Raw genomic sequence first — 21,993 nt, forward strand, 5'->3', positions numbered from 1 at the left:
GTACTTAATGACAAAAACCACACTTACTATATGTTAAGTTAGTCAATTTCATCGAAGTCAGGCTGACAAGACAGACAGATCTTTACCCTAAATTTACTTATACTGGTATAACCTTCATCATCACAACAACGCGTGCTTTCCAGCACCCTTTCGTGAAGTAATGAATCTAAGCAATAAATAAAAAGGTATGTATGACTCGAGTGTTATTGATTGAAGATGATCGTGATCTTGCAGAAACGTTACTGCAGCTCATGGAGTTTGAAAACATGGTACCCGACTACGCAAGTAACGGTGCTGCGGGCCTAAACCTTGCTCAAACTAATCGTTACGATGTATTAGTGCTTGATATTGGCTTGCCAAAAATGGATGGACTGAGTTTGTGTAAACAACTCCGTCAGGAAGGTTGCCAAACTCCTATTTTATTTTTAACGGCGCGCGGCAGTATTGACGACAAACTCGAAGGGTTTGCCTCTGGTGGTGATGATTATTTAGCAAAACCTTTTGATAACCGTGAATTGCTGGCGCGTATCATGGTGTTATCTGGGCGTCGTAGTAGTCAAAGCCCTGTGATTAAAATTGATGATTTAGAGCTTGATAACAGTGCCCATAAAGTTGTTCGAGGTGATCACACCATCAAATTAACACCTGCGTCTTTTACTATTCTCGAAGTTTTAATGCGCGCAAGCCCCAATGTAGTTAGCCGCGAAGATCTAGAAAGTGCACTATGGGGAGATGACGCTCCAAATAGCAATACGCTCAAAGCACACATTTATTACTTACGTAAATCCTTAGAGCAAGCACCAGGCGTAAAGCTATTACATACTATTGCGGGTAAAGGCTGGGTTCTCAAACCAGAGTAAACAACATCCACCTTTTGGTATCAACACTCACTATCATCTAGCAATATTTTTAAAGGCAACAAAGGCTTTGGATAAGAGGCGGTAGTCACCCCACGAGAAATCAGCAGCAGGCACCGTTCGCTTGGGAAACCGTTTTCAACTTTATTATAATCAAGTACCACATACACCGAGGGCATATCCGTGGTGCCATGATCAATAATAGTGAAACCGTCGATATTCATGGAAGCCGCAATATTTTTAGCATTGAGCGACATCACGCCTTGGCGGACATAAATACCTGTATTGGGAATTTCGGTATCATACATAGCGCTTTCAATACCAGCTGTCATTGCTTTTGACATAACAATGCCGTCCGCGGCGTAAAATGCGCCCTTAAAGCCATTGAGGGTTGCAATTCGTGCATCTCGTTGTGCATTTAAAAAGCGTGGAGCGGCAGTAACCGCTAAAATACCAAGAATAACGATGACAACAACCAGCTCGATAAGCGTGAAACCTTTACTTTTCAAGAGTGCCCCCTAGATACCAACTGATGCCAAAGTAGCATATCAACATGGTTGCAGCATTGCTTTTAAAGGTTTTTATTTCCAAAATTACAGGTTAAGCATAACTTCAGCCATATTGACTTAACCAAACCCATTCTTATAAGGATTTTTAAGTAGCCATATGAAAATTAACCAAAGTTTATTACGCATTGTTTTAACCTTTATCATCAGCACTATCCTTATTCTTATCCTTGGCTATTCACTGCTGGCTAGAAGCTTTTACTTATGGGGATTAGATAATTCGCTAGCAATGAACGCTATCCATATCGAGAAGTTGATCAATATTCAAGGCTACGAAACAGTCGAATCTAAGCTGGATGTTATTGATACCGATCTTTACCCTAACTACCAATCGTTGCCTGACGTCATAAAATCAAATTACGCGCCAGAGGATTTCTCCACTCAAGATCACTATAGTTTTGAAGTGAAAGATGCATGGTATGACTACCCTGAAGCGGCTTACTTCATCCATCCTGCAAAGTCAGCCAACGGTGAGATGTACTTTATTGTCAATGTCTTCGATGATCAGTTCCTTGTAACTGAATTTGAAAGGATCATGGTTGAATCAAAAATGCCTTCTATAGGGTCCGTTGCTATTGTGGCTATTTTAACCTTTATGCTCATCGGATTTTCATTAGCACAATACATTGCCCGCCCTGTCAGTAAACTTCACCAGTGGGCACAGCAATTAACATTAAAAACCATCGCAGACCCTGTACCTGCTTTTGGTTTTCGCGAGCTCGATGAGCTGGCTGAAAAAATTCACACTAACCTACAAAACATCGAAAAAACCTTAAGCCGAGAATCTCAATTCCTTCAGCATGCAAGCCATGAACTGAGAACACCGATTGCCGTCATTTTAAGTAATGCATCCTTAATGGAGCACATGTGGCACGATGCGCCACCAGCTTGCCAGAAGCCGTTAGATCGTATTAACCGTGCGGGACTAACCATGAGCCATTTAACAGAAACCCTACTCTGGTTAACTCGAAATAAAGACTATCAACCCAAGATTGAAACCTTCAACCTCAGCCATTTAACAGAAGAATTAGTAGAAGAACACCAATACTTGTTGGGTGGCAAAGATGTGACAGTAGAATTAGCGCTCTCGTCTGTCACGCAATCACTACCCAAAGTGATGATACGCATCATCATTGCTAACTTGATCCGCAACGCCATGCAACACACAGATAGTGGTCATATTTTGATAAAACTTGAGCAAGAAACCCTAACCATAGTCAATTGGGGGGAGTTATTAACTGGAGAGAAAAGTGATGGTTTTGGTTTAGGCATTAAATTGGTAAAACAGATATGCACTAACCAAGGCTGGCATTATCAACAAGATGTGGTCCACGATGCCTGTACTGTTGAAGTCATATTCACCACAACGAAGCGAAAAGCGTAAGAGCCATCACGTTTCGTTCAGTAAATTGCGCGAAATGAAAACACTAACCAACCCTCTGGCGTTTCCTCACTGTTGGGTTTCCAAGAGGTTGGTTAGTAATAGGTTTTAATAGCGATGCTCAACGAAGCAGATAGAGATTAAAAAACAAAAAAGCCCCCATGCTCAGAATAATAGATAACAACACATTACTGGTTTTCCAGACCAATAAAGCTGTGATTACCGCTGCAAGTAAATAAGGGTTGGTTAAACTCACAGACAATTCCCCCTTAGGAAGGAAAATAATCGGCGCCCAAATAGCCGTTAAAATTGCAGGGCTAGAATAGCTCAGTAACCTTAGAGCATGTTTATTTAGCTTTAATGGTACTCGCGGCTCAAGGAAAACATAACGGCTAAAAAACACGATAGCCGTCATTGCAAGTATCGATAACATTATCATTTCTGTTCTCCATCTGATTGCGTCTCAACGCGTTTCTTAGAAGAAGTTTGGTGCTCATTTCCATTTAGTAACGTCTCGCACATATACCCGGTTACCATTCCAAATATCGATGCAATCATTAAGGCAGCATCAACCTGCATAAGTGTTAAAAGCACAGATACAACTAAAGAGGCACCGACAGAGGCTAAAAGCGGTATCGATTTTATTTGCGGAATAACCAATGCAATAAAGGTCGCGGCAACCGCAAATTCCAACCCCACCTCATTCAAAGAAGGAAACTGACTACCCGCGACAATGCCTACAAAACTCGCCAGATTCCATATTAGGTAAAACGAGCCACCCGCCCCCGCGGCGAACCAAGGGTTAAAGGCTTTATCAGGTTGCCCACCACACACAGCAAACAGCTCGTCAGTAAGCCAAAACCCTAAAATTAAACGCCACCGCATTGGAAGATTACTGATCTTGCCTCTCATAGACACGCTATATAAAAAATGGCGCGAAGTAATGAAAAACGTCGTGACCAACATAGTGCCTATGCCTACACCGGCTTTAAACATCCCCGCAGCCACTAATTGTGCCGAGCCTGCAAACAGTACCGCTGACATCGCCTGTGCTTCGACACCAGATAACCCTGCATCAATAGCGTATGAGCCCGCTAAAATCCCCCAAGGGATCACCGCAATACTCAACGGTAATACCGCTACTACACCTTGCCAGAATGGTGATTTTCTCTCTCTAGATTGCTTGTTTCTTTTGGTGTTGTTTTGAACCACGACTTCACCTTATTGTTTCATTTTATTCATCACTTTCTTCAATCTAGTTTTTGCGGGTAATTTACGATTGTACAAACTTGCTCAGCGCCTTTTTATATACTGGCCAGGTGTATAACCATTGGCTTTTTTAAAATGACGGTGAAAATGACTTTGATCGTGAAAACCGCATTCCTGCGCTGTATCTGAAATGCTATGGCCCTGCTTTAGCAATTTTCTGGCGAATCGTAATCGCGACTGGATTTGGTATGCATGAGGAGGGAGACCGAACTCTTTTTGGAAAGATCGCACCAAATGGTAAGGGCTAATTGCTGCCAATTTAGCCAAGTCATCTAATGACACATCCGCTTGGGGATAATCATCCAGAAACTCTTTTACCAGTAACAGCTGTTTCTGTGCCTTAGTTTCAAAATTGGGATAAAGCCTTGATTTACCATGCTTGCCCATTAACTTAACCAAGGCGCCGTAAATCAAGGTCTCTCTTAATAACCGGTTATCTGAATTTTCTAACGTATTGAAAACAAGGCGGAGTTGATTCGCTAATTCAGGATCGGAAATAACGGCATTCGGGAAATATGGCGCACCATAGTTAGGCAAATAAAGGTCTTTCGTTAGCTGCTCTAATTGCTGTGGGAGCGGATACATAGCGCGGTACGCCCAGCCGCCTTCTGTCGCTGAATGGCCACTATGCACTTCATCGGCATTCACTAGAATAATGGTATCTTGCGGCGCTACATGATGTCCGCCTGTGCGATAAAAACGCTGCGCCCCCGTTTCAATCACCCCTATGGTATAGCCCTCATGACTATGGCGTGAAAAGTTCTGCTTTTCGTATTCGGCATCAAGAATTTCAAGACCACCCAGTTCATCAGTGATCTTATAGTCAGCTCTTTCTTTACTGCTTTTCTTGTTAGCCATTCAATCTCGATTATTTCTCTAAGTTCAACGCAATGTTTCAGCTTCAGTCTAGCGTACACCTCACAGATATTTTTGTACAAAATTGCGCTTTACAGACAAATATCGAACCAAATAAACACCTACACAAGCAAGTAACGTTAGTCTCCTCCATTAATATTAAAAGAATAAGCTCTTACCCTAAGACGAATAAGAGCTGAAACCCTACTATTTCATTTTTTGGCCTGAACGCTGTTGCGCTTTCATTGCCAGTTTTGCTTTTTTACGTTGCTCTATTAATTGCGCAGCATCACCACCAACATGAACTTCTCCACGTGCGATAGACAACTGCACTTGTTTTTCTCGCTCACGAAAACGGGCTTTTTGCTCATCACTGTGCTTATCAACACATTTAGGGCAGCTCACCCCTTTTTCAAAATATTCAGACGCTTGATCAGCACGGGTGATCGGTAAGCGACAAGCATTACACACATCATAATCACTGCGTTCTAGCTGGTGATTAACCGCCACACGCCCATCAAAGACGTAGCAATCCCCTTCCCACATACTTTCTTCTTGTGGGACTTCTTCAAGGTACTTAAGAATACCGCCTTCTAAGTGGTACACTTCATCGAAGCCTTGTTCTTTCAAATAGGCTGTTGATTTTTCACAACGAATACCACCAGTGCAGAACATAGCGACTTTCTTATGCTTGGTTGGATCTAAATTCTCTGCGACATATTGTGGAAATTCGCGGAATGTTTCTGTATTGGGATTCACCGCATTCTTAAAGGTACCAATATCCACTTCGTAATCATTACGCGTATCAACCAGTAGCACTTCTGGATCAGATATCAGATCGTTCCAATCGCTTGGCTTAACGTATGTCCCTACAAGGTTAAGAGGATCGATCCCCTCTACACCCATGGTCACAATTTCTTTTTTTAGTTTTACTTTAGTCCGATTAAAAGGCAGCTCTTTAGTGAACGACTCTTTGTAAACAACATCGGCAAGACGAGTATCTTGCTTAAACCATTGCAGCAAGGCATCAATTGATGATCGCTTACCTGCAACCGTTCCGTTGATACCTTCACTTGCCAGTAGCAAAGTACCGCGAATGTTATTTGCTTCTAGAAGATCCGTGAGTGGCTGCCGAATAGCTTTATAATCGTTAAGCATGACAAATTTATAGAGTGCACATACAACATATTGAGACATGTTTTATCCTTCTGCGGGCTGGAACGTAAATCCAGTGCGGGTCTTTTACAGACTTATTAAAATCACACGAAGTATAACGAAGCATAGCGAGGACAAAAACCAACAAAAAACAGGGCTATATAGCATTACAAATTGCAAGGGTTAGTAATCTAAAGATAAGTAATAAGCACTGAGTCAGTATATTAACAACCATAACTTTAGCACTAAACTAACATGGGTCAGGCTATGTTATTTAGTAAAGAATAACTCTACCGAAGCAACACACACCTGACCCAAATTGTTCCAAACCAACAGTTAATTCAGTTAACCGCCTACATTAAAATCACCAAGACGAGAGTCAAATAAATTATCATTTGATGCTGCCTCCGCTGACTCTATTTGTGAAACATTAATCTGACTACCGTCTTCCGTAGGTTGAAGTACTTTCAAACCATTAATACCTTGAGTATACAAGAGGGAGAAGTTACGAGTTTCATCGTACCACTGCCAAATAAGGTTATTGTTATTCGTCGTGCGTGAACAATCTGCAATCGACAATTGCTCCTGCTGAGTTGATAAACACTTATTAATGTCTTTAGCATACACATACTTTTTATTATTCGGCGTATAATAGAAAAGCTGGCGTGTATCTTCTTTTTTACAATCGGAAAGCGAAACGAAATTATCCGGTTTTACCGTCAAGCATTGTGATTGACGGTCTGATCCTTTTAAGGACGATAATGTTACAGGTTGAGCACCAGAGAATATTGAACTGTTCCAATCAACAGTAAATTGAGTAGATTTACTATATTGATGTAATCTGAACTTTTTATCATATGGATTGTAACCAGCTTGTGAACCATGGTAATAAAGCCGTCCAGCAGCCCAATAGCTATACCCGAGGACATTCATCCCTGTCACAGTGGCCTTTATGTTCAGCGTTGATAGCCCAGTTTTATAATATGGGCTGGCATATGTTGAAGAGAAAACGGGCACAAAACCATTTGAATATGGTGTTCCTTCCAATTTACTTAAATCAAGAGGATCATCGTAGGAGCTACTCGCGTAATTCCAGCACCAGTTTTCTGTATTCTTCAACAGGTTACAATACCCCTTGTAATCCGTAATATGAGAACCGTAACGTTTATTACGATAAGTGATATTAAATGACTGAGTTCCATTACTTACATCAAACCCCATGTAGTCACCATTTTCGTAAGTCACCGTCTCTGATGTTTTCACACCTACAGACTTAATAGGTACCTTAGGGATACTAATGCCTATATTAATATCGACAGTTGAGGTTTTACTGAACTTAGAAAGGTTCTTATCGGTATTTTTCGGCACAAAGTCATAGAGCTCAATATCACTATCTTGTAGAGAGGTACTGATTGAAACTTGGTCGAGATAATCAGGGTAAGAGTAATAACGCGACTGATGCGCGGCGTAACCATCCTGAGTCCAACTCCGAGGCCACTCACCTGTCGCATGAAAGTTAACACCAGGACTCTTCACTAAGCTCACTCTCACGAACTTCTTATTGTCAGGGGAAATTTGGCCAAATTGGTGAAAGAATGGATAACGTGAAAAAAAATCCAGCTTATATTCAAATACTGCTTTCTGACTACCATTGAAACGCTCTGTATTTGAAAAAGGGATTTCTTCTCTCACATATTTCGTTGTTACCATGTTTTGTTGTGAGCTATTACCGCTCATATTTACAGAGCGCGCGTACCTGCGATGCGAAGCTGTGTTGGAAGAAGTATGGCTTTGTAGCGGTTTATCGATTTCAGAGAGAAGCTTATCCGGTTTTATCTCATCAAATAAGCTAATTACACTTTCAGTTTGACTATAAGGGTTTTTGATAAGTACATAAGGATGTTCAAAGCCAACACCAATCAAGTGAGCAGTTTTCTCTTTTCTTTTTTGTACATCCACTGTGGAAGAATTGATAAAAATATATTGGTCACAACCGATCGGAATAGGTTTCTCATCTTGGTTTGAAAGATCAACAAAGCACCTTTCATCATATGAGATTGCACCAGTGAGAATTGACTGAATTTCTTCATTACTCATATTTTGTGCAAATGAGCTCGAAGCAAACAGCAAGCTAAAAGAGCCTAACGCCATTACAGTTTTCATTTTGGTTTCCATAATAAATAATATTTAATATGATGCATCAGTTGAACATCACAATTTTATTAGTATCACAGTTATAAATTTATCTTTATAAAAGTTTTTATTGATGTGCAATAAATCAAATACCAAACGTTTGCTATTTTAATGCAGATGACTTATACCAATTGTCCTTTGCTGTTCAAGCACAATTATTTTGTATTAGTAACTTTAAAGTAAAATATCTTATCTACTTTTAATCCAATTTATTTAACCCGAAATCACTATGATGTTTTTACCCAATGATACGATACTTTATAAATAACATATTACGTTATTACTATACGGTACAACTTTAGTGATTTTATAATCATATCATCCCTCTTTAAATATTTATAAATACTGACCTTTAAAATAACTATTTCCCTGAAGGTAAATATCCACTTCATCATTCCTATAAACTTAGCGCTATTTCTGTAACGACGAACTGCTCCGTTTTGAGCCTGTCAGCTAGAATTATGGAATGCAATCATCCTTTTTACTGACGTTAGCTCTAAGGTTAGTCTTGATACAGCACTCTCAACAACAGCTAACAAAGCCCGTAGACCAACTCACATTCATCCAAAGTATCTTTGACACCTTGGTGCAGCACTATGGTGATTATGTTTGGTGGCCGAACGATAACCCGTACGAAATCATGCTAGCTTCTATCTTGGTGCAAAATACGAACTGGAAGAATGCCGATAAAGCGCTGAGTAATCTAGCTGAGAATAAATTCCCGCAACATATCGCAGCCATGTCATTAGAGGAATTAGCACAAACCATTCGATCCAGTGGTTACTACAATCAAAAAGCCATTAAGCTAAAATCGATGACGGCTTGGTTTAAGGGTTACCAATACGATATCAACAAAGTGCGTGCACAAGATAAAGTAACTCTGCGCAAAGAGTTATTAAGCGTGAAAGGGATTGGTGGCGAAACTGCAGACGTTATTTTAGTGTATGCGATTGGTAAGCCATCTTTTGTTATTGATGCTTATACGCGTCGTATCTTTGAGAGAAATGGCCTTACTGTTCCTAAAAGCTATGAACGATTTCACGATTTAATGGAGCAAGCTATTCCTCTTGATACGGCTCGCTATGCTTTGTACCACGGCTTGATGGTCGACCATGGACAAGCCTTTTGTAACCCCAAACCTAAGTGCCAGCACTGCCCTCTTAGATTGACCTGTGTAACTGGGCAATCGCATTTAGCCGATACGTCTAAACCAATATTTCTTGATCAAAAGAAATAGACTCAACCTTACTTTATTCCAAATAAAAAAGGCTTCCCTACAGAAGCCTTTTGCTATCATTTTCGAAAATCGCCGATTATACCCACCGGAAAGAAAGCCATCTTAATGAAGGGCCAACCAACAATAACGAAGTAAATGCTATCTATACTTATTCTTTGAGCACTGTGGGCTAATCTCCGTCCCGATAACGTTTTTCGGCTTCATCTTGCGGTTCAAATTCATCACAGACGATAGGCGTTACTTCGTCAGTACTGAACTTGATCATCGCAGGGACAGAGTAATTAGGCACATTGTCATAACTAAACACCGAGTAGTATTTAGGAATGTTTGCATTGCCGAACCGGTCAAAGGTATAGCTATCTTTGCCCGCATACAGCTTCACGCCATCTAAAGGTGTTCGTGGTGGATGGAAGCTATTACGTACCACATACGCACCAACAAAGTCTGGATGGTCCGGATTATCCCAGGTGAGTTTTACCGCCCCATCTTGCAGCTGAGCTTCTAGGTTTTGCGGCACATCCAATGCTTGATGACGACGTTGAATGTAATCAATCACCAGTTGTGGTCTGTGCTCACCTTCCAAACCATGCCAATCGATAATAGCTTCTCTTTGACGCGAAGCTGATGTAGCGCGAATGATCAATGTGACATGCTTACCATCCGCATGAAGTTGCTCTAAGTATTGCCGTGCAGAACTGTCGAACATAAAGCGCTGACGTGGTGCTTTCGCCAAATCCTCGCTACTCACTTCATAGCCAATAAACTCAATTTTCTCTCTGTGCTTCACGCTGTAATAATCAAGACTATCAAGCTCGGCCATTTCAACAGTGAAACGCATAGGTTGTTCAACTCCCACCAGCGATCCACTTTCAATTTCAAAGTAAGCTTGGGTTATCGCAATGTCTGTATTATTGCTAATACACGATAGCGAAAAGCCAACCTGACCAAACACGGTTTCACCTTGGTAATCAAAGCCAGAGCGCAGCTCTGCAGGGTAATGCGCTTCTTGCTCTATGGTATGGCAATCCGTCGCGCTCAGTGCCACTTGATAAGGTTTGCGGGTATAGATCAGATCTAGCGTTGGTCGGTAATGGATCCCGCCACCAAAGCGCCCGTAGCCAATATCAAATTGCATCATCTGCGAATCGTTACAAAGAGGCAAAGTGTCAGGCCCTTGAATACGTAACAATAAACGTCCTTTCACCAATTGCTCTTCGATTAGCCGTTTCTCTAATGCACTAAAGCGCCAATCTTTCCAGATCCCTTGAGTAAGTTGATCCGAGTCGATGGCATTGCCTAGTGTTTGCAATGGCGTCGCAGATCGAATCTCATCAAAATTGGTAATGTCGCAAATATCATCTGGATTCAGAATAGACACTGACCATTCGCCATAATTTTCAATTTTGGCGCCAACACGATTCATGGGATATAGCGAAAATACAGCATCTTTGATAATGGCATCATCAGGTAATCGGTCGAGATTAAAATCGATCACGCCATAACACACCCCTTTGGTTTTATTCACGCCAATAAAGAGTGAATTGTAGCCAAAGTGCTCGCGGTTATTAGCTTGAGTCAGCTCGCCGACATAGCCAATTTGTTCTGGGTTTGGGAATAAAGTGAACGCAAACTCATCTTTTTCTAAGCTCGTTTTAATTTTCACTTCCGGTGCAAAAGGCGATTTAATCCGACTGATACGGTTCACTTTGCGCAAGTTATAAAAATAACGATGCCCCGATTTTAACTGTTTGTCTGTGTATTCATTTTGTGACGTTATCGCAATAAGATTTTCACGAGTACACTGGTATTTCGGTGATTCACTGCGGTAGATTTGGTAATAACACCCTTCATCATTATTTGATAAAGGAACATTGCTATTGCCTTCATGCAGGCGATCATCTGTTATGTCATCCCAACTCAAAACCACTTGATTGGATGAAACCTCTTTGATGGTAAAGTTATCAGGGCGTTTAGGGGCAAGATCCGAGTAATTAATTGCCGTGCTTAATGCATACAACAAAGCCGGAATGTTTTCGTCGACACTTTGCGACATATTGATCAAGTAATCTGGAATATTACGACTTCCCACCTCGACCACAGAAGATAAAATGCCGCGATCATAGTAATATTCTCGCCCACTGCCGTGAATCAAATTCGCAGGTGGCTTCCCACGATGAATACCGTACTGGCGCTTCGTCACTTTATAGATTTCATTCGCCATGTTGGCGCACATAATATTGAGATCTGTGCCTTCAATTTCGGCTTCATGATTAAATTTATGCGCAGGAAAAAAAACGTTGCCTTGGGAGTGGTAATCTAATGCGATCCGAATATTACTATGGCTTTCAACAAACCCTTTAATGGCCGAAGTTTCTGGTTCAGAAAATGCAGCAGGGCCACCGTAAATATTAGATTGCGTATTGGTTGTTCGTTTAAAGTTGATCCCAAAGTTTCGATTTAGATCGACCCCAAAAGTACCGTCTCCATTATCTCGCCTATTTTTACGCCAGAATGAAAAATGCTGGCGTGAATACTCAAAACCATCTGGGTTTAAACACGGCACCATATAAAGTGTATTACGAGTTAGCGCTTCAACTACATCAGGGTTACTTGGGTAGTTATCTAACAAGTACTGCACAAAATTAACCGCTAGCTCAATCCCAATCCATTCTCTTGCATGGATAGTTCCCGTATATAACAGTGCTGGTTTCAGATCCGCATAGGCGACATCTTGCGATACTGTCACCATCATGATCGGACGCCCTTCATGGGTTTCACCGATACTTTCTAAGCGGATCAAGTTCGGGTGCTTTTCCATTGCTTGGGCGAGAAAGTCTATAGTGTCTTGATACGACAAATATTGCTTTTTCATCATTTATCCCTAGTTGAGAAGCTCACACTCACGCCACTGGCAGAGGATAGCATCCAGCTTTTTCTGCTTTAAATTTCGGAATGTCATGAGCTGTTCTGGCTGATCGTTCAAAATACGTAAAGTGCCATCGACACCTAAGGTATCAACAATCTCGGTGGCTAAACCGTGACCTATCCCTTTTACCGACATGAAAAATTTGACTAATTGTTGCGGCTCCACAACCAAAGCCTGTTGCGTGTCATCCGTTGTATCTTGGGGATCGGTGCCACCTTGAATGTCATCAACACAATTGTTCAAGCGGCTAAGATCTTCAATCCCAGTGTCTAGGTTAAACTCTGACAGGTTAAGTTCAGACAAATCACGCCCATCTATTGGGTTCTTTTTAGCTTGCTCTATCGTTTGTCCAAAATATGAATGTTTAAGTTTTCCTTTGTTCATATCTTGAAAGTTCCATGCTTCACTTGGCCACTCTTCAGCCTGTTCGTGATAAGTATTTAACAACGAATAATGCTCGTCAGCCGGTGCGTATTCACCGGTATCCGTTGATTCACTCGCATGACCAAATTGAATATGGCGCATAGTACGCAGTAACGATGAATCCACTTTACCCAACTCTTCCCAATTACGATCAGCAAAATACGGTTTATTAAATTGCTCAGGGGCGAGTTGCCACATTAAGTATTGACCGATCCAATCTCGGATATACGGGAAAGCAGCAAAGGCGGTGGCACATTCTAAAATGGTGTACTCATCTTTGGTGCTCACGGCAATGTCGCACGCCCAGTATTCAGCTTGGGCCGCTTTTGATACACGCACCGCTAAGTCCAGAACTTCGCGTGGGACATCTTGATAATCCATACTGCCGCCTTGACTCGTATTGGTTAACCATTCCCCTTCAGGTGGTCGACGCCAAAACGCACAGACAGGCTGGTGGCCCACCAGCATCACGCGAATATCCGCTTTCATAGGCACAAAGTCTTGAATATAGGCAGGAAAATAACGGCGCTCTGAGAACAAGCGAACGGCTTCATCAAGAGTATCAACCTTATGAACGAAATAGCCGCCATAGTTTGAAGGACCGTAAGAGCGTTTTACAATCTTAGGGTATTCAGCGTCTCGCAAGTAGGCCAAGGCTTCATCTGGCTGATAGAAAATGTGTGTTTTGGGGATCGGCAGTTGGTACTTTTCGCAAAAATGAGTCACATTTTCTTTCGACTTATTACTGAACTGGCTATCTAGCGAAGGGATAAAAGTGACGTCCGGTAAAGCCCTTGCAATATCACGAAAGGTTTCGTATGCCGTTGCAGGGATATTACCAATCAGCACATCAATCTTCTTCTGCTTCACTTCATTGATGAAACGCTGCTTATCATTACCCCAATGATAAATCACTTGTTCAATCTTATCTGGCCACCCTTGGAAATTAGAGCGATCAAAAAAACGTAAGACATGATCTAAGTAAAGCATCCCAATTTTTGGCAATTGTGGTTTCAATAAACTCATAACGCTTTGTCCTTAATAATAGCAGCCGCACTTCCAGTCAAATCAGCATTAAATATATCGTTCACAGCCGATGGCATAGTGATAGGTTTCTCTATCTCCAGTCCTATTTCGCTAGATACAGTCGGGAGATCAACACGATGACGAATTGTCCGGTCAATCAAATCGCAGAGGTAATCTATTTTGGTATTGTTAAAGTCGAGTCCAAATTGTTCTTGATCGGGTGTTGCAAAGGCAGGAATACCATTGACTTCAAGCACCACATATTCTTGATGCTCGATATCGTAAATAATGTCGACCCCAGCAACTTCTAAGCCCGTAATATTGGCAGCTTTTAACGCAAGGTCGATCACCTCTTGCGTCGGTTCGCGCTTCATAACACAGCCACCACTGGTAATGTTGGTTTTCCAACTTCCTTTGGCGGCTTTACGGCCATAACAAGCAACGTATTTCCCATCAACAATATCGATTCGATAGTCGGTGTAATCGTTTTCAATTACGCGCTCAATATAAAACTGCGGTGCGTTTTGCATCGTGATATACGGTAGCAATAGATCAAGATCACGCTCACTTTCAAGCTTGATGATCCCATTGCCGCCCCAGCCATTCACAGGCTTGCAAATCGCTTTGCCCTGCCAAAAACGCAAGTGCTCTTTTACTTGTTCGATATTGTTTTTATTACACACAATATGATCCGCTGTTGGGATCTGATGCGTTTTAAGCAAATGGGCAGTACGGAACTTATCTTCGGTTAACTCAAACGCCGCATAATTGTTAATTGTGGGAATCATGCTGCTCAACGTTTGGTATAAGTACATTTGAAATGGTCCCTGTTGCCCCGCGTTATACGAGAAAAACAGATCCAAATCTTCCATCACCTGGCCTTTACAAAAAATACTACCGTTATGTGCAGTAGCATCGTTTAAATCCAACCCTGTAATGACGTCAATATTCCTCTCATTCAGCTTTGCGACGATTTTTCGCTCAATTTCTGTCCCACCTGAATTTTGATACATCCATAAACCGACACGATGAGTGGCCATAACATTTTCCTTAAATCACTCGACTTCAAAAATATACGAAAAGGGAATTTCAACATTCCAAAATAGATATTAATATAGTTGCACATCATAGTGTTGCGTAAAATTTTTAACAGTGACCTAGGTGGAAATTCTCATCGACGAATAGCCCGTTGATCGCATTTACATAAAGAAGGAATCAAGCTGTGACGCGTATCGATTTTACGGATTTAAAAACCTTGGTAGACATCAACTCATGGACCCAAAATAAAGCAGGTGTAGATGCCAATGGCGAGTTAATGCAAGGGTGGCTGGAAGCACTCGGGATGACAATGACAGCCTACCCTCGTGAACAGATAGGTGATCACCTACTATTCACCAGCCCATTTGTAGCCAATAAACCTCGGTTGCTCTTGCTTGGTCATATGGATACTGTTTTTCCACCTAATACATTTGAAGGGTTTACCGAAGACGCGGAATGGATATACGGGCCGGGTACCTGTGATATGAAAGGCGGCAATTTTGTTGCGTTAACAGCATTACGCAATGTCTTTAAAGAAAATGGATGCATCACCAATATTGACTTCCTGTTAGTCAGCGACGAGGAAACAGGTAGCGATGACAGCAAAGCTATCACCCGCTCTATTGCAAGCCAGTACGATGCATGCCTAGATTTTGAAGCCGCGGGCGAAGATCACGAAGTGGTTAATGGCAGGAAAGGGGTGGCTACTTATAGCATTGAGCTAACAGGTATTGCTGCGCACGCCGGCAACCACTATGAGGTAGGAAAAAATGCCAATCTTGCCGCCGCTAGGTTAGTGATTGTGCTCACTGAACTCACCCACTTAGCCAAAGGTACAACCGTCAATGTTGGGTTAATGGAAGGTGGAACCAGCACCAATACCATTTCACCTTTTGCTAAGTTGATGGTTGAAGCACGGTTCACTCACTCAGATGAACAAGCGCGCATTCTTCGTGCTATTCCATCGCTAATTCCACTCCACGGTGTAGAAGGCGTTTCTGAAAAACTCACCGGCGGGTTACAGCGTAACGTAATGACACCCTCACCTGCCCAGCAAAGTTTTATTGATATTCTATCGACCATCATTGGTTACCCTCTCAAGACAGAGCAGCGTGGCGGCGTAAGCGATGCCAATGTCACTGCGGGTGAAGGCGTGCCAACCCTTGATGGCTTTGGCCCTTACGGTGATGGTGATCATACTGAATTTGAGCGTGCTTCTAAAAAGAGTTTTGTACGCCGCATTGATGAAGTCACTGCTATCTTTCATCATTACAGTCGCAGCCACCATCCCGATGACTAACCGCTTTCAGCGAAAGTGGACGTTTACGAATAAGTAGAGATTTGGCCTCTGCTTAATTTAGTAAGCACGCTGTTGATTTTGTCTAGTCCTATAATAGGTTGACGCTTTTTTATGAAGCCAGTAGGTAATCCCTGCTGGCTTTTACGTTACGCATTGCACGCATACGACTTTTTTTATTTCACATACCATGTCGCTGATACGACAAATTTACTTTTTACGATTTGCTTTTAAGTATTCTGGCATTGAGTGACCAGACAGCACTAACAAGCCAGCAAAAATACCCAAGTTCTTAATGAAGTTTTGCATCTCATGCGCCTTCTCTAAACCGAGGTAATTCCAGAAATCATGCAACGACACATTAATCACAAGCACTAATCCAGCCAGTAATAGTGCAACTATCCAGGTGAATCGGTTAGCAATTAATAAAACGGCAGCGCCAATTTGAAAGACACCCGCTACCCCTAATAGCACAGGAGCAAATGGCATGTCATGCTTCTCCATTAATTGGATATGCATATCCCACGACACGAACTTCATAATGCCAGGAATTAAAAAATACAATGCCAAAAGTACACGGCCAGCAGTCAATAATAGAGTGTTCACGTTATTTATCCTTATCACACGAATACAAGTCATCTAATTACAGTGCAACACCATTAACTGATAGCTTTACATCGATATTACCTTTCACTGCATTTGAATACGGGCAAACTTGATGTGCTGTTTTTACTAATTGCTGCGCTTGTTGCTCTTCTAGATCAAGTACGACAGCCAGCACTACTGTTAATGCAAAACCACCCGCGTTATTTGGCCCTATGCCGACTTCTGCAGTCACTGGTGCCTGAGTTAATTTGATTTTCATCTCACGTGCTACGTGAATAATCGCATTTGAAAAGCACGCAGAATAACCAGCAGCAAATAATTGTTCAGGGTTAGTTGCTTCACCTGTTCCGCCCATTTCTTTCGGGTAGCTGAGAGCTAGATCTAGCATGTTGTCGTCTGTAGTTACTTGACCGTTACGTCCTGCTGATGCCGTTGCTTTCGTTGTGTACAGTGTCGTCATGATGATGCCCTTTAAATTATATACGATAACAAGCCAATCTAATTGCTAACAATTTAATTGCGCGCAATTTATTTGTAGTAAGTATAAGTCGATTAGAAGGTAAAACACAAGTATATTGTGCGCAATCTACTCCCAGTAAGGTGTTTGAGATGGCGAATTCAACTGATAAACATAGACTAAATGAAATGGAATCAACTCAAAGCCAGCTGTGACAAGTTACTAGCAAACTTACATAACTAGTCCTTTATAGTTTGTCTTGATAAATAAAGCCCGGCTTATAATTAACCGGGCTTTGGGTATTTCATGCCATTACTCGAGATAATGCTCTAGCCATTTTTTGCAGCTAAAGAGCGAGCAAGAATCGCTAACGTTGTACCATTATGGAGCAAAGCACTGGCTGCTGGTTTTAGCATACCTAATGCCGCCGCAAACATAATGCCACTGTTCACGTACTCGGCGAGTTTGATGTTACTGTTTACCAGCGACATCGCTACTTGCGCCAATTGACGGGCTTGCGCGACACCATGTAATGTATCTTTCAGTAACACTACATCGGCAGCTTGGCGAGCCAACTCTGTGCCCTTGCACATCGCAATGCCCACATCAGCTTTGGTTAATGCAGGCGCATCATTCACACCGTCACCCACGAACATCACAGTACGACCCGACTGCTTCAAAGCTTCAACAATCTCAGATTTACTCTCTGGTGTTGCTTCAGCAAAAACGCGATCAAGTTGTAGCTCATCACCCAGCATTTGTGCTTTAAACGCACGATCACCAGAGATCATCACCAATTCATTAATACCAGACTCACGCAATTCACGCAGTGTCTGCGCAACATCTTCACGCAAATGATCGCGTAAACCTATCATACCGATCAGCTTTTTCTGGTGAGAAATAAAGATCAGGTGACGACCTTGCTGTTCTAAGTGAGATATTTCATCTTCATATTCTGCGAATTCCACTTGCTCGTGTGATTCGAGAAAATGGCGGCTCCCCATGATCAAGCAGTGTTCATTCAAGGTGCTACGTAGGCCATGGGCGATCACATATTCCACTTCACCGTGGTCAATATGCGGCAACTCATTATGTTTGGCAGCATTAACGATTGCTTGTGATAAAGGATGACTACTGTGCTCTTCTACAGATGCAGCAATAGCCAGTAGATCACGGGCTGTATTTGAAGAGCAAAGCGGAACGACATCTGTTACTTCCATATCGCCATAGGTGAGCGTACCGGTTTTATCAAACACGCAAGTATCGACTTTCACCAGTTTCTCTATCGCACTGCCACCTTTAAGCAAGATGCCATTTTGCGCTGCACGATACATTATCGATTTAAAAGTAACTGGCGTGCTGAGCTTCAAGGCACAGGAGTAATCCACCAAGAATACCGAGGCTAAGCGGTTCACATCTTGAGTTAATGCAAAAACAGCAGCACCAATGCCAAGCGTAATTTTAACACGACGATCTGCCATATCTTGCGTGACTTGCTGGATTTCACTTTTCTCACTGAGCGAATCATAGATCAGCTTAGCAATTTTTGCCGTTGTAGCTTCGCTACCTACTTTTTCAACACGAACCTTAATGCTACCTTCATGAATCGAGGTGCCAGAATAAACAGCAGCCCCTTCTTCACGACGTACAGGTACACTCTCACCAGTCAAGGTCGATTGATTAACAAGCGCAGTACCCGATTCAACTTTGCCATCAATTGGCACAGCATCACCCGGCATTAACTCAATCAAGTCGCCTTCCACCAATGATGACGAGTTACACTTGGATTTACCTTCTGCGGTAATACGCCAAACCAAAGATTCTTTTGGGCTCATCAAGTCAGCTAATAGCTGATCACTGCTGCGGCTAGTACGTTGCTCCATGTATTCGCCCAAGCTAATCAAGCTTTGGGTCAACATTGCGGTACGGTAGTCACCACGCCATGCAGAAAGCCCAACTGCAATCGCGTCGAGCACTTCAACCGAAACACGCTTGTCGCGTAGTTCATTAATACCTTCAGCGATCGTTGGTGCAATCAAGGTTGCAGTCGCGAGTGCCCCCCAACGTTTGGGCAGCATTGCGGTTGATAGTGTACCTATAACATTAAGCGCCACATCACCACGAGTGAATTCATGTTCTGAATCTGCTTGCTCTGCCTCATCAAAGTTCAATGCTTCAATACGGGCAGAGAGGGTTTTGCAATCAAGCAATAAAGGCTCATAGTGCATCACAATCGAGCATGCATGTTCATTGACACGCACCTCATGGATACCTTGAATTGCTAACAAGCTTTGCTTTATCCAATCACCAATATCTGGATACTGTTTTAATGCATTAACTTTAAAACGGATACGACCGGGAAAGCGATGCTGTACATGCACCTCTATCATTCTTCACCTTTATGAAGGTTGCGGTAGTATTCAAGCTCTGCTTGAGTATCTTCTAAGCGTTCTTTCAACTCTTCAACTTCGCCACGAACAGCAGACCAGGCTTTCTCACCCGTTGCCGTTACGCCTTGCTGAAATTTTTTGTTCGACAGTAAATAAGCAACCGCTGCGCCTGCCGCAACACCCATTACAAAATGTGTTTTCGTATTTTGTTTTTTATATGGCGCTTCAACAGGTTTCTGCTGTGGCTGCACACCATAATATGGGTAGCCATAGTAAGGGTGATTATTGCTCATCGTTATTTTTTCCCGCGTATTGATCCATCATGTACATGCCAACAGCACCTGTGCTCAGAACAGTTAACATGGAGAGTAAAGGTCGGCCAGCCATCTTATCTGCTACATAAGTTGCAGCTCCGCCTGCTAACCCTGCTTTCAAAGAGTCTTTAACAACATTGGACACCATCTCGTTAGTCTCGATAGTGTGGGCTTGGTGCCCTTTCCATTGCCGTGCAGCAGAAGCAGTCCCACCAATGATGGCACCAACAATCATTGCGCGACTGGCAGGGCTTAACTTATCAGTGGAATTACTCATAAATTACTTTTCAATACCATTCTGAGTATTATCAACATCCAGTTCCTGTGCTGGTACTGGTGCTTCTGCTTGCTCGGTTTTAACTTGCTGATGGCGCTCAACAGACTCTTTAAAGCCTTCTTTACCCGCGGCATAAGTATCACGGAAAATTTCATTGCCCGCTGAAACATTTTGTTGGACAGATGCCGCAGTTTGCGTTGCCGTGTCTTTTACTGCTTCACCACCTGTTTTTAGCATATTGCCAGCACCAGAAATCGCGCCCATTAAACCTTTACGCACATTTTCATTACTTAGGATTAATGCTGCAGCCGCACCAACCATAGCGCCTTTCCAAAATTCTTTATCGTTCATACCAAAACTCCCTAAAATTTCTTTAAACATGCCCGCTTCTTCACCTAATGCACCTTCAAGCATTGCTTGAGCCTGATCAAATAAAGGATTGGGTTCTGATTGTGCTTCTTCCGACTGTGGCTGCATCATGCTTGCTTGCATATGCGCCATATGCGCTTGCATCATTTCTGGTGGCATCTGCCCCATCATAGGTGGTGGCATCATACCTGGGTGCATGTATCCAGGAGGAAATGCATGCGGATGACCATGTGGATACCCATAACCATGCGGTGGCATATGATGCGCAGCATGATGAGGGTGTCCTTGGTGAGGGTAACTCGGTTGAGCATGGCCAGGGTGCATATAGCCTGGATGCGGATACCCTGAATACGGGTGTCCTTGATAATGCGGTGGCGGCGGTAATGTTTGATCCCATGCAGGCTGCTCGCCATATTGAGCATAAGGGTCAGTTGGCTGCCCTTCGTTCTCTTTTTTAGTCATTTATTACTCCAGTTATCGCTCTAAACAAGCTGCCAATGCATAGCATGCTTGTTCCGCATCCTGATCGGATTCAGCGAACAAAGCCTCGATCAGACTTGGCTGCACGATGTTTGCATCATATTCAATTAACAAGCTACCCGTCGCATTGTTAATTTTGTACTGCTTGAATGCAGGAAATTCTTGCAGTGCTTGCTCTATATCTTTGCGATTAAAAGCCGCGAGGTGTGCAAGTACACCCAGTTTATACTTCAGGCGAACTCGCCCAGGAATATGGTGACCAATTGTCACCCATCGGCGCAACTTAAGCGCTGTATCTATTTGCTTTTTCATCATTTGATTATACTTACACAGCAGTGGATTGCTTTTACTTTCAGCCATTTAAATTTTTTATCTACATTTTTTTTGCGCTTAATCAAAGGGAGTGATATTGTTGCAAATAGAAATGATTCGCATCTTAATTTTCATCATTATTGGTAATGATATGAACACTTATATTCACAAAACAGAACAGCGTTTACGTGTCCGTTCAGACTATATTCACCAAAATCCACTAGCTGTTGCAGAACTGATAAAAAACTTGGAAGAAATTGATGCTATCACTCAGATCAAACACAAACGTTATGCAGGCTCTGTCGCTATCAGTTTTGATAACAAAGAGCTTGATTGTGAAAGCTTATTAGAAACATTGGAAAGTCATGGCTGGACACAAGGCGCTGATAAGCCATCTTTTATCGAAAATGCAGTATCTAAAGGCACCAAAACGTTTGCAAAAGGGATGGCCATGATGGCCTTAAAGCGCTTAGTCGGCCCATCAGTAAGCCGCGTGATCATGAGCCTGTGAGCTAAGCTCACAGTCATTGGTGTTAGAACGATTAAATTTCAGCATTAAGCTATT

At 42.4% G+C, this 21,993-nt stretch carries 21 protein-coding genes; 5 read left to right on the plus strand and 16 right to left on the minus strand.

The genetic code is table 11. The features are described 5' to 3' along the window. Nucleotides 1-191 precede the first annotated feature (191 nt). Complete coding sequence (locus tag OCU77_RS09300) at nucleotides 192-860, plus strand: response regulator transcription factor (RefSeq protein WP_107302875.1); 669 nt, start codon at nucleotides 192-194, stop codon at nucleotides 858-860. 20 nt (nucleotides 861-880) lie between these two features. Here OCU77_RS09300 and OCU77_RS25210 read toward each other — a convergent pair whose 3' ends face one another. Then, entirely contained in the window at nucleotides 881-1,366 is a 486-nt protein-coding gene (locus OCU77_RS25210; protein ID WP_048898420.1) for a prepilin-type N-terminal cleavage/methylation domain-containing protein, read from the minus strand. Between the two features lie 157 nt (nucleotides 1,367-1,523). On the opposite strand from OCU77_RS25210, the gene OCU77_RS09310 reads away from it, so the two are divergent. Further along, a complete protein-coding gene (locus OCU77_RS09310; protein ID WP_048898421.1) occupies nucleotides 1,524-2,807 on the plus strand; it encodes a sensor histidine kinase in 1,284 nt (427 codons plus the stop codon). A 118-nt stretch (nucleotides 2,808-2,925) separates the two neighbouring features. Here the strand turns inward: OCU77_RS09310 and OCU77_RS09315 are convergent, their stop codons facing one another. From OCU77_RS09315 to OCU77_RS09335, 5 genes are all read right to left on the minus strand, one after another. Further along, a complete protein-coding gene (locus OCU77_RS09315) occupies nucleotides 2,926-3,243 on the minus strand; it encodes an AzlD domain-containing protein (protein ID WP_048898422.1) in 318 nt (105 codons plus the stop codon). After that, nucleotides 3,240-4,016 carry an AzlC family ABC transporter permease gene (locus OCU77_RS09320; RefSeq protein WP_048898423.1) on the minus strand — a complete coding sequence of 259 codons (777 nt, stop codon included), beginning with the start codon at nucleotides 4,014-4,016 and terminating at the stop codon, nucleotides 3,240-3,242. The genes OCU77_RS09315 and OCU77_RS09320 overlap by 4 nt, the downstream gene beginning before the upstream one ends. Nucleotides 4,017-4,097: 81 nt before the next feature. Further along, nucleotides 4,098-4,931 (minus strand): AraC family transcriptional regulator, encoded by an 834-nt coding sequence (locus OCU77_RS09325; protein ID WP_048898424.1) that lies wholly within the window; start codon nucleotides 4,929-4,931, stop codon nucleotides 4,098-4,100. A gap of 204 nt (nucleotides 4,932-5,135) precedes the next feature. Next, entirely contained in the window at nucleotides 5,136-6,125 is a 990-nt protein-coding gene (trhO, locus tag OCU77_RS09330) for an oxygen-dependent tRNA uridine(34) hydroxylase TrhO (protein ID WP_048898425.1), read from the minus strand. A gap of 303 nt (nucleotides 6,126-6,428) precedes the next feature. Beyond that, a complete protein-coding gene (locus tag OCU77_RS09335) occupies nucleotides 6,429-8,246 on the minus strand; it encodes an RICIN domain-containing protein (RefSeq protein ID WP_048898426.1) in 1,818 nt (605 codons plus the stop codon). 496 nt (nucleotides 8,247-8,742) lie between these two features. On the opposite strand from OCU77_RS09335, the gene OCU77_RS09340 reads away from it, so the two are divergent. Beyond that, nucleotides 8,743-9,513: an endonuclease III domain-containing protein gene (locus tag OCU77_RS09340; protein WP_107302876.1), complete on the plus strand. Its 771-nt coding sequence runs from the start codon at nucleotides 8,743-8,745 to the stop codon at nucleotides 9,511-9,513. A 169-nt stretch (nucleotides 9,514-9,682) separates the two neighbouring features. On the opposite strand, the gene OCU77_RS09345 is transcribed toward OCU77_RS09340, so the two are convergent. Genes OCU77_RS09345 through OCU77_RS09355 form a run of 3 tightly spaced genes read right to left on the minus strand, consistent with a single transcriptional unit; the run spans nucleotide 9,683 to nucleotide 14,928 of the window. Continuing rightward, nucleotides 9,683-12,388: a M14 family zinc carboxypeptidase gene (locus OCU77_RS09345; RefSeq protein WP_261855986.1), complete on the minus strand. Its 2,706-nt coding sequence runs from the start codon at nucleotides 12,386-12,388 to the stop codon at nucleotides 9,683-9,685. 6 nt (nucleotides 12,389-12,394) lie between these two features. Then, a complete protein-coding gene (locus OCU77_RS09350; protein WP_048898428.1) occupies nucleotides 12,395-13,888 on the minus strand; it encodes an ATP-grasp domain-containing protein in 1,494 nt (497 codons plus the stop codon). After that, complete coding sequence (locus OCU77_RS09355; protein WP_048898429.1) at nucleotides 13,885-14,928, minus strand: ATP-grasp domain-containing protein; 1,044 nt, start codon at nucleotides 14,926-14,928, stop codon at nucleotides 13,885-13,887. Before OCU77_RS09355 ends, OCU77_RS09350 begins: the two co-directional genes overlap by 4 nt. Before the next feature lie 182 nt (nucleotides 14,929-15,110). On the opposite strand from OCU77_RS09355, the gene OCU77_RS09360 reads away from it, so the two are divergent. Beyond that, nucleotides 15,111-16,226 carry a M20 family metallopeptidase gene (locus OCU77_RS09360; protein ID WP_107302877.1) on the plus strand — a complete coding sequence of 372 codons (1,116 nt, stop codon included), beginning with the start codon at nucleotides 15,111-15,113 and terminating at the stop codon, nucleotides 16,224-16,226. Nucleotides 16,227-16,433: 207 nt separating this feature from the next. Here the strand turns inward: OCU77_RS09360 and OCU77_RS09365 are convergent, their stop codons facing one another. The 7 genes from OCU77_RS09365 to OCU77_RS09395 form a co-directional block, all read right to left on the minus strand. Next, on the minus strand, nucleotides 16,434-16,829 hold the full coding sequence (locus tag OCU77_RS09365) for a DoxX family protein (RefSeq protein WP_048898430.1): 396 nt from the start codon (nucleotides 16,827-16,829) through the stop codon (nucleotides 16,434-16,436). 37 nt (nucleotides 16,830-16,866) lie between these two features. Further along, nucleotides 16,867-17,289, minus strand: coding sequence for an organic hydroperoxide resistance protein (locus OCU77_RS09370; protein ID WP_048898431.1), 423 nt, complete (start codon nucleotides 17,287-17,289; stop codon nucleotides 16,867-16,869). A gap of 326 nt (nucleotides 17,290-17,615) precedes the next feature. Next, nucleotides 17,616-19,676 carry a heavy metal translocating P-type ATPase gene (locus OCU77_RS09375; protein ID WP_048898432.1) on the minus strand — a complete coding sequence of 687 codons (2,061 nt, stop codon included), beginning with the start codon at nucleotides 19,674-19,676 and terminating at the stop codon, nucleotides 17,616-17,618. Then, entirely contained in the window at nucleotides 19,673-19,969 is a 297-nt protein-coding gene (locus OCU77_RS09380) for a hypothetical protein (RefSeq protein WP_048898433.1), read from the minus strand. Before OCU77_RS09380 ends, OCU77_RS09375 begins: the two co-directional genes overlap by 4 nt. Continuing rightward, entirely contained in the window at nucleotides 19,959-20,267 is a 309-nt protein-coding gene (locus OCU77_RS09385) for a magnetosome protein MamC (protein WP_048898434.1), read from the minus strand. The genes OCU77_RS09380 and OCU77_RS09385 overlap by 11 nt, the downstream gene beginning before the upstream one ends. 3 nt (nucleotides 20,268-20,270) lie before the next feature. Next, nucleotides 20,271-21,098 (minus strand): YtxH domain-containing protein, encoded by an 828-nt coding sequence (locus tag OCU77_RS09390; RefSeq protein WP_239685925.1) that lies wholly within the window; start codon nucleotides 21,096-21,098, stop codon nucleotides 20,271-20,273. A 12-nt stretch (nucleotides 21,099-21,110) separates the two neighbouring features. Then, complete coding sequence (locus tag OCU77_RS09395) at nucleotides 21,111-21,431, minus strand: heavy-metal-associated domain-containing protein (RefSeq protein ID WP_239685926.1); 321 nt, start codon at nucleotides 21,429-21,431, stop codon at nucleotides 21,111-21,113. 94 nt (nucleotides 21,432-21,525) lie between these two features. On the opposite strand from OCU77_RS09395, the gene OCU77_RS09400 reads away from it, so the two are divergent. Then, entirely contained in the window at nucleotides 21,526-21,939 is a 414-nt protein-coding gene (locus tag OCU77_RS09400; RefSeq protein ID WP_239685927.1) for an HMA2 domain-containing protein, read from the plus strand. The last annotated feature ends 54 nt before the right edge of the window (nucleotides 21,940-21,993 follow it).

It is taken from the genome of Photobacterium swingsii (genome assembly GCF_024346715.1).
In the GTDB taxonomy this organism is placed as follows: domain Bacteria; phylum Pseudomonadota; class Gammaproteobacteria; order Enterobacterales; family Vibrionaceae; genus Photobacterium; species Photobacterium swingsii.

Bases quoted from the DNA above. Each gene is read 5' to 3' on its own strand.
- OCU77_RS09375 (WP_048898432.1), bottom strand. From the start codon at position 19,676: ATGATAGAGGTGCATGTACAGCATCGCTTTCCCGGTCGTATCCGTTTT.
- OCU77_RS09385 (WP_048898434.1), bottom strand. From the start codon at position 20,267: ATGAGTAATTCCACTGATAAGTTAAGCCCTGCCAGTCGCGCAATGATT.
- OCU77_RS09340 (WP_107302876.1), top strand. From the start codon at position 8,743: ATGCAATCATCCTTTTTACTGACGTTAGCTCTAAGGTTAGTCTTGATA.
- OCU77_RS09335 (WP_048898426.1), bottom strand. From the start codon at position 8,246: ATGAAAACTGTAATGGCGTTAGGCTCTTTTAGCTTGCTGTTTGCTTCG.
- trhO (WP_048898425.1), bottom strand. From the start codon at position 6,125: ATGTCTCAATATGTTGTATGTGCACTCTATAAATTTGTCATGCTTAAC.
- OCU77_RS09315 (WP_048898422.1), bottom strand. From the start codon at position 3,243: ATGATAATGTTATCGATACTTGCAATGACGGCTATCGTGTTTTTTAGC.
- OCU77_RS09395 (WP_239685926.1), bottom strand. From the start codon at position 21,431: ATGATGAAAAAGCAAATAGATACAGCGCTTAAGTTGCGCCGATGGGTG.
- OCU77_RS09380 (WP_048898433.1), bottom strand. From the start codon at position 19,969: ATGAGCAATAATCACCCTTACTATGGCTACCCATATTATGGTGTGCAG.
- OCU77_RS09355 (WP_048898429.1), bottom strand. From the start codon at position 14,928: ATGGCCACTCATCGTGTCGGTTTATGGATGTATCAAAATTCAGGTGGG.
- OCU77_RS09390 (WP_239685925.1), bottom strand. From the start codon at position 21,098: ATGACTAAAAAAGAGAACGAAGGGCAGCCAACTGACCCTTATGCTCAA.
- OCU77_RS09310 (WP_048898421.1), top strand. From the start codon at position 1,524: ATGAAAATTAACCAAAGTTTATTACGCATTGTTTTAACCTTTATCATC.
- OCU77_RS09345 (WP_261855986.1), bottom strand. From the start codon at position 12,388: ATGATGAAAAAGCAATATTTGTCGTATCAAGACACTATAGACTTTCTC.
- OCU77_RS09300 (WP_107302875.1), top strand. From the start codon at position 192: ATGACTCGAGTGTTATTGATTGAAGATGATCGTGATCTTGCAGAAACG.
- OCU77_RS09370 (WP_048898431.1), bottom strand. From the start codon at position 17,289: ATGACGACACTGTACACAACGAAAGCAACGGCATCAGCAGGACGTAAC.
- OCU77_RS09350 (WP_048898428.1), bottom strand. From the start codon at position 13,888: ATGAGTTTATTGAAACCACAATTGCCAAAAATTGGGATGCTTTACTTA.
- OCU77_RS09325 (WP_048898424.1), bottom strand. From the start codon at position 4,931: ATGGCTAACAAGAAAAGCAGTAAAGAAAGAGCTGACTATAAGATCACT.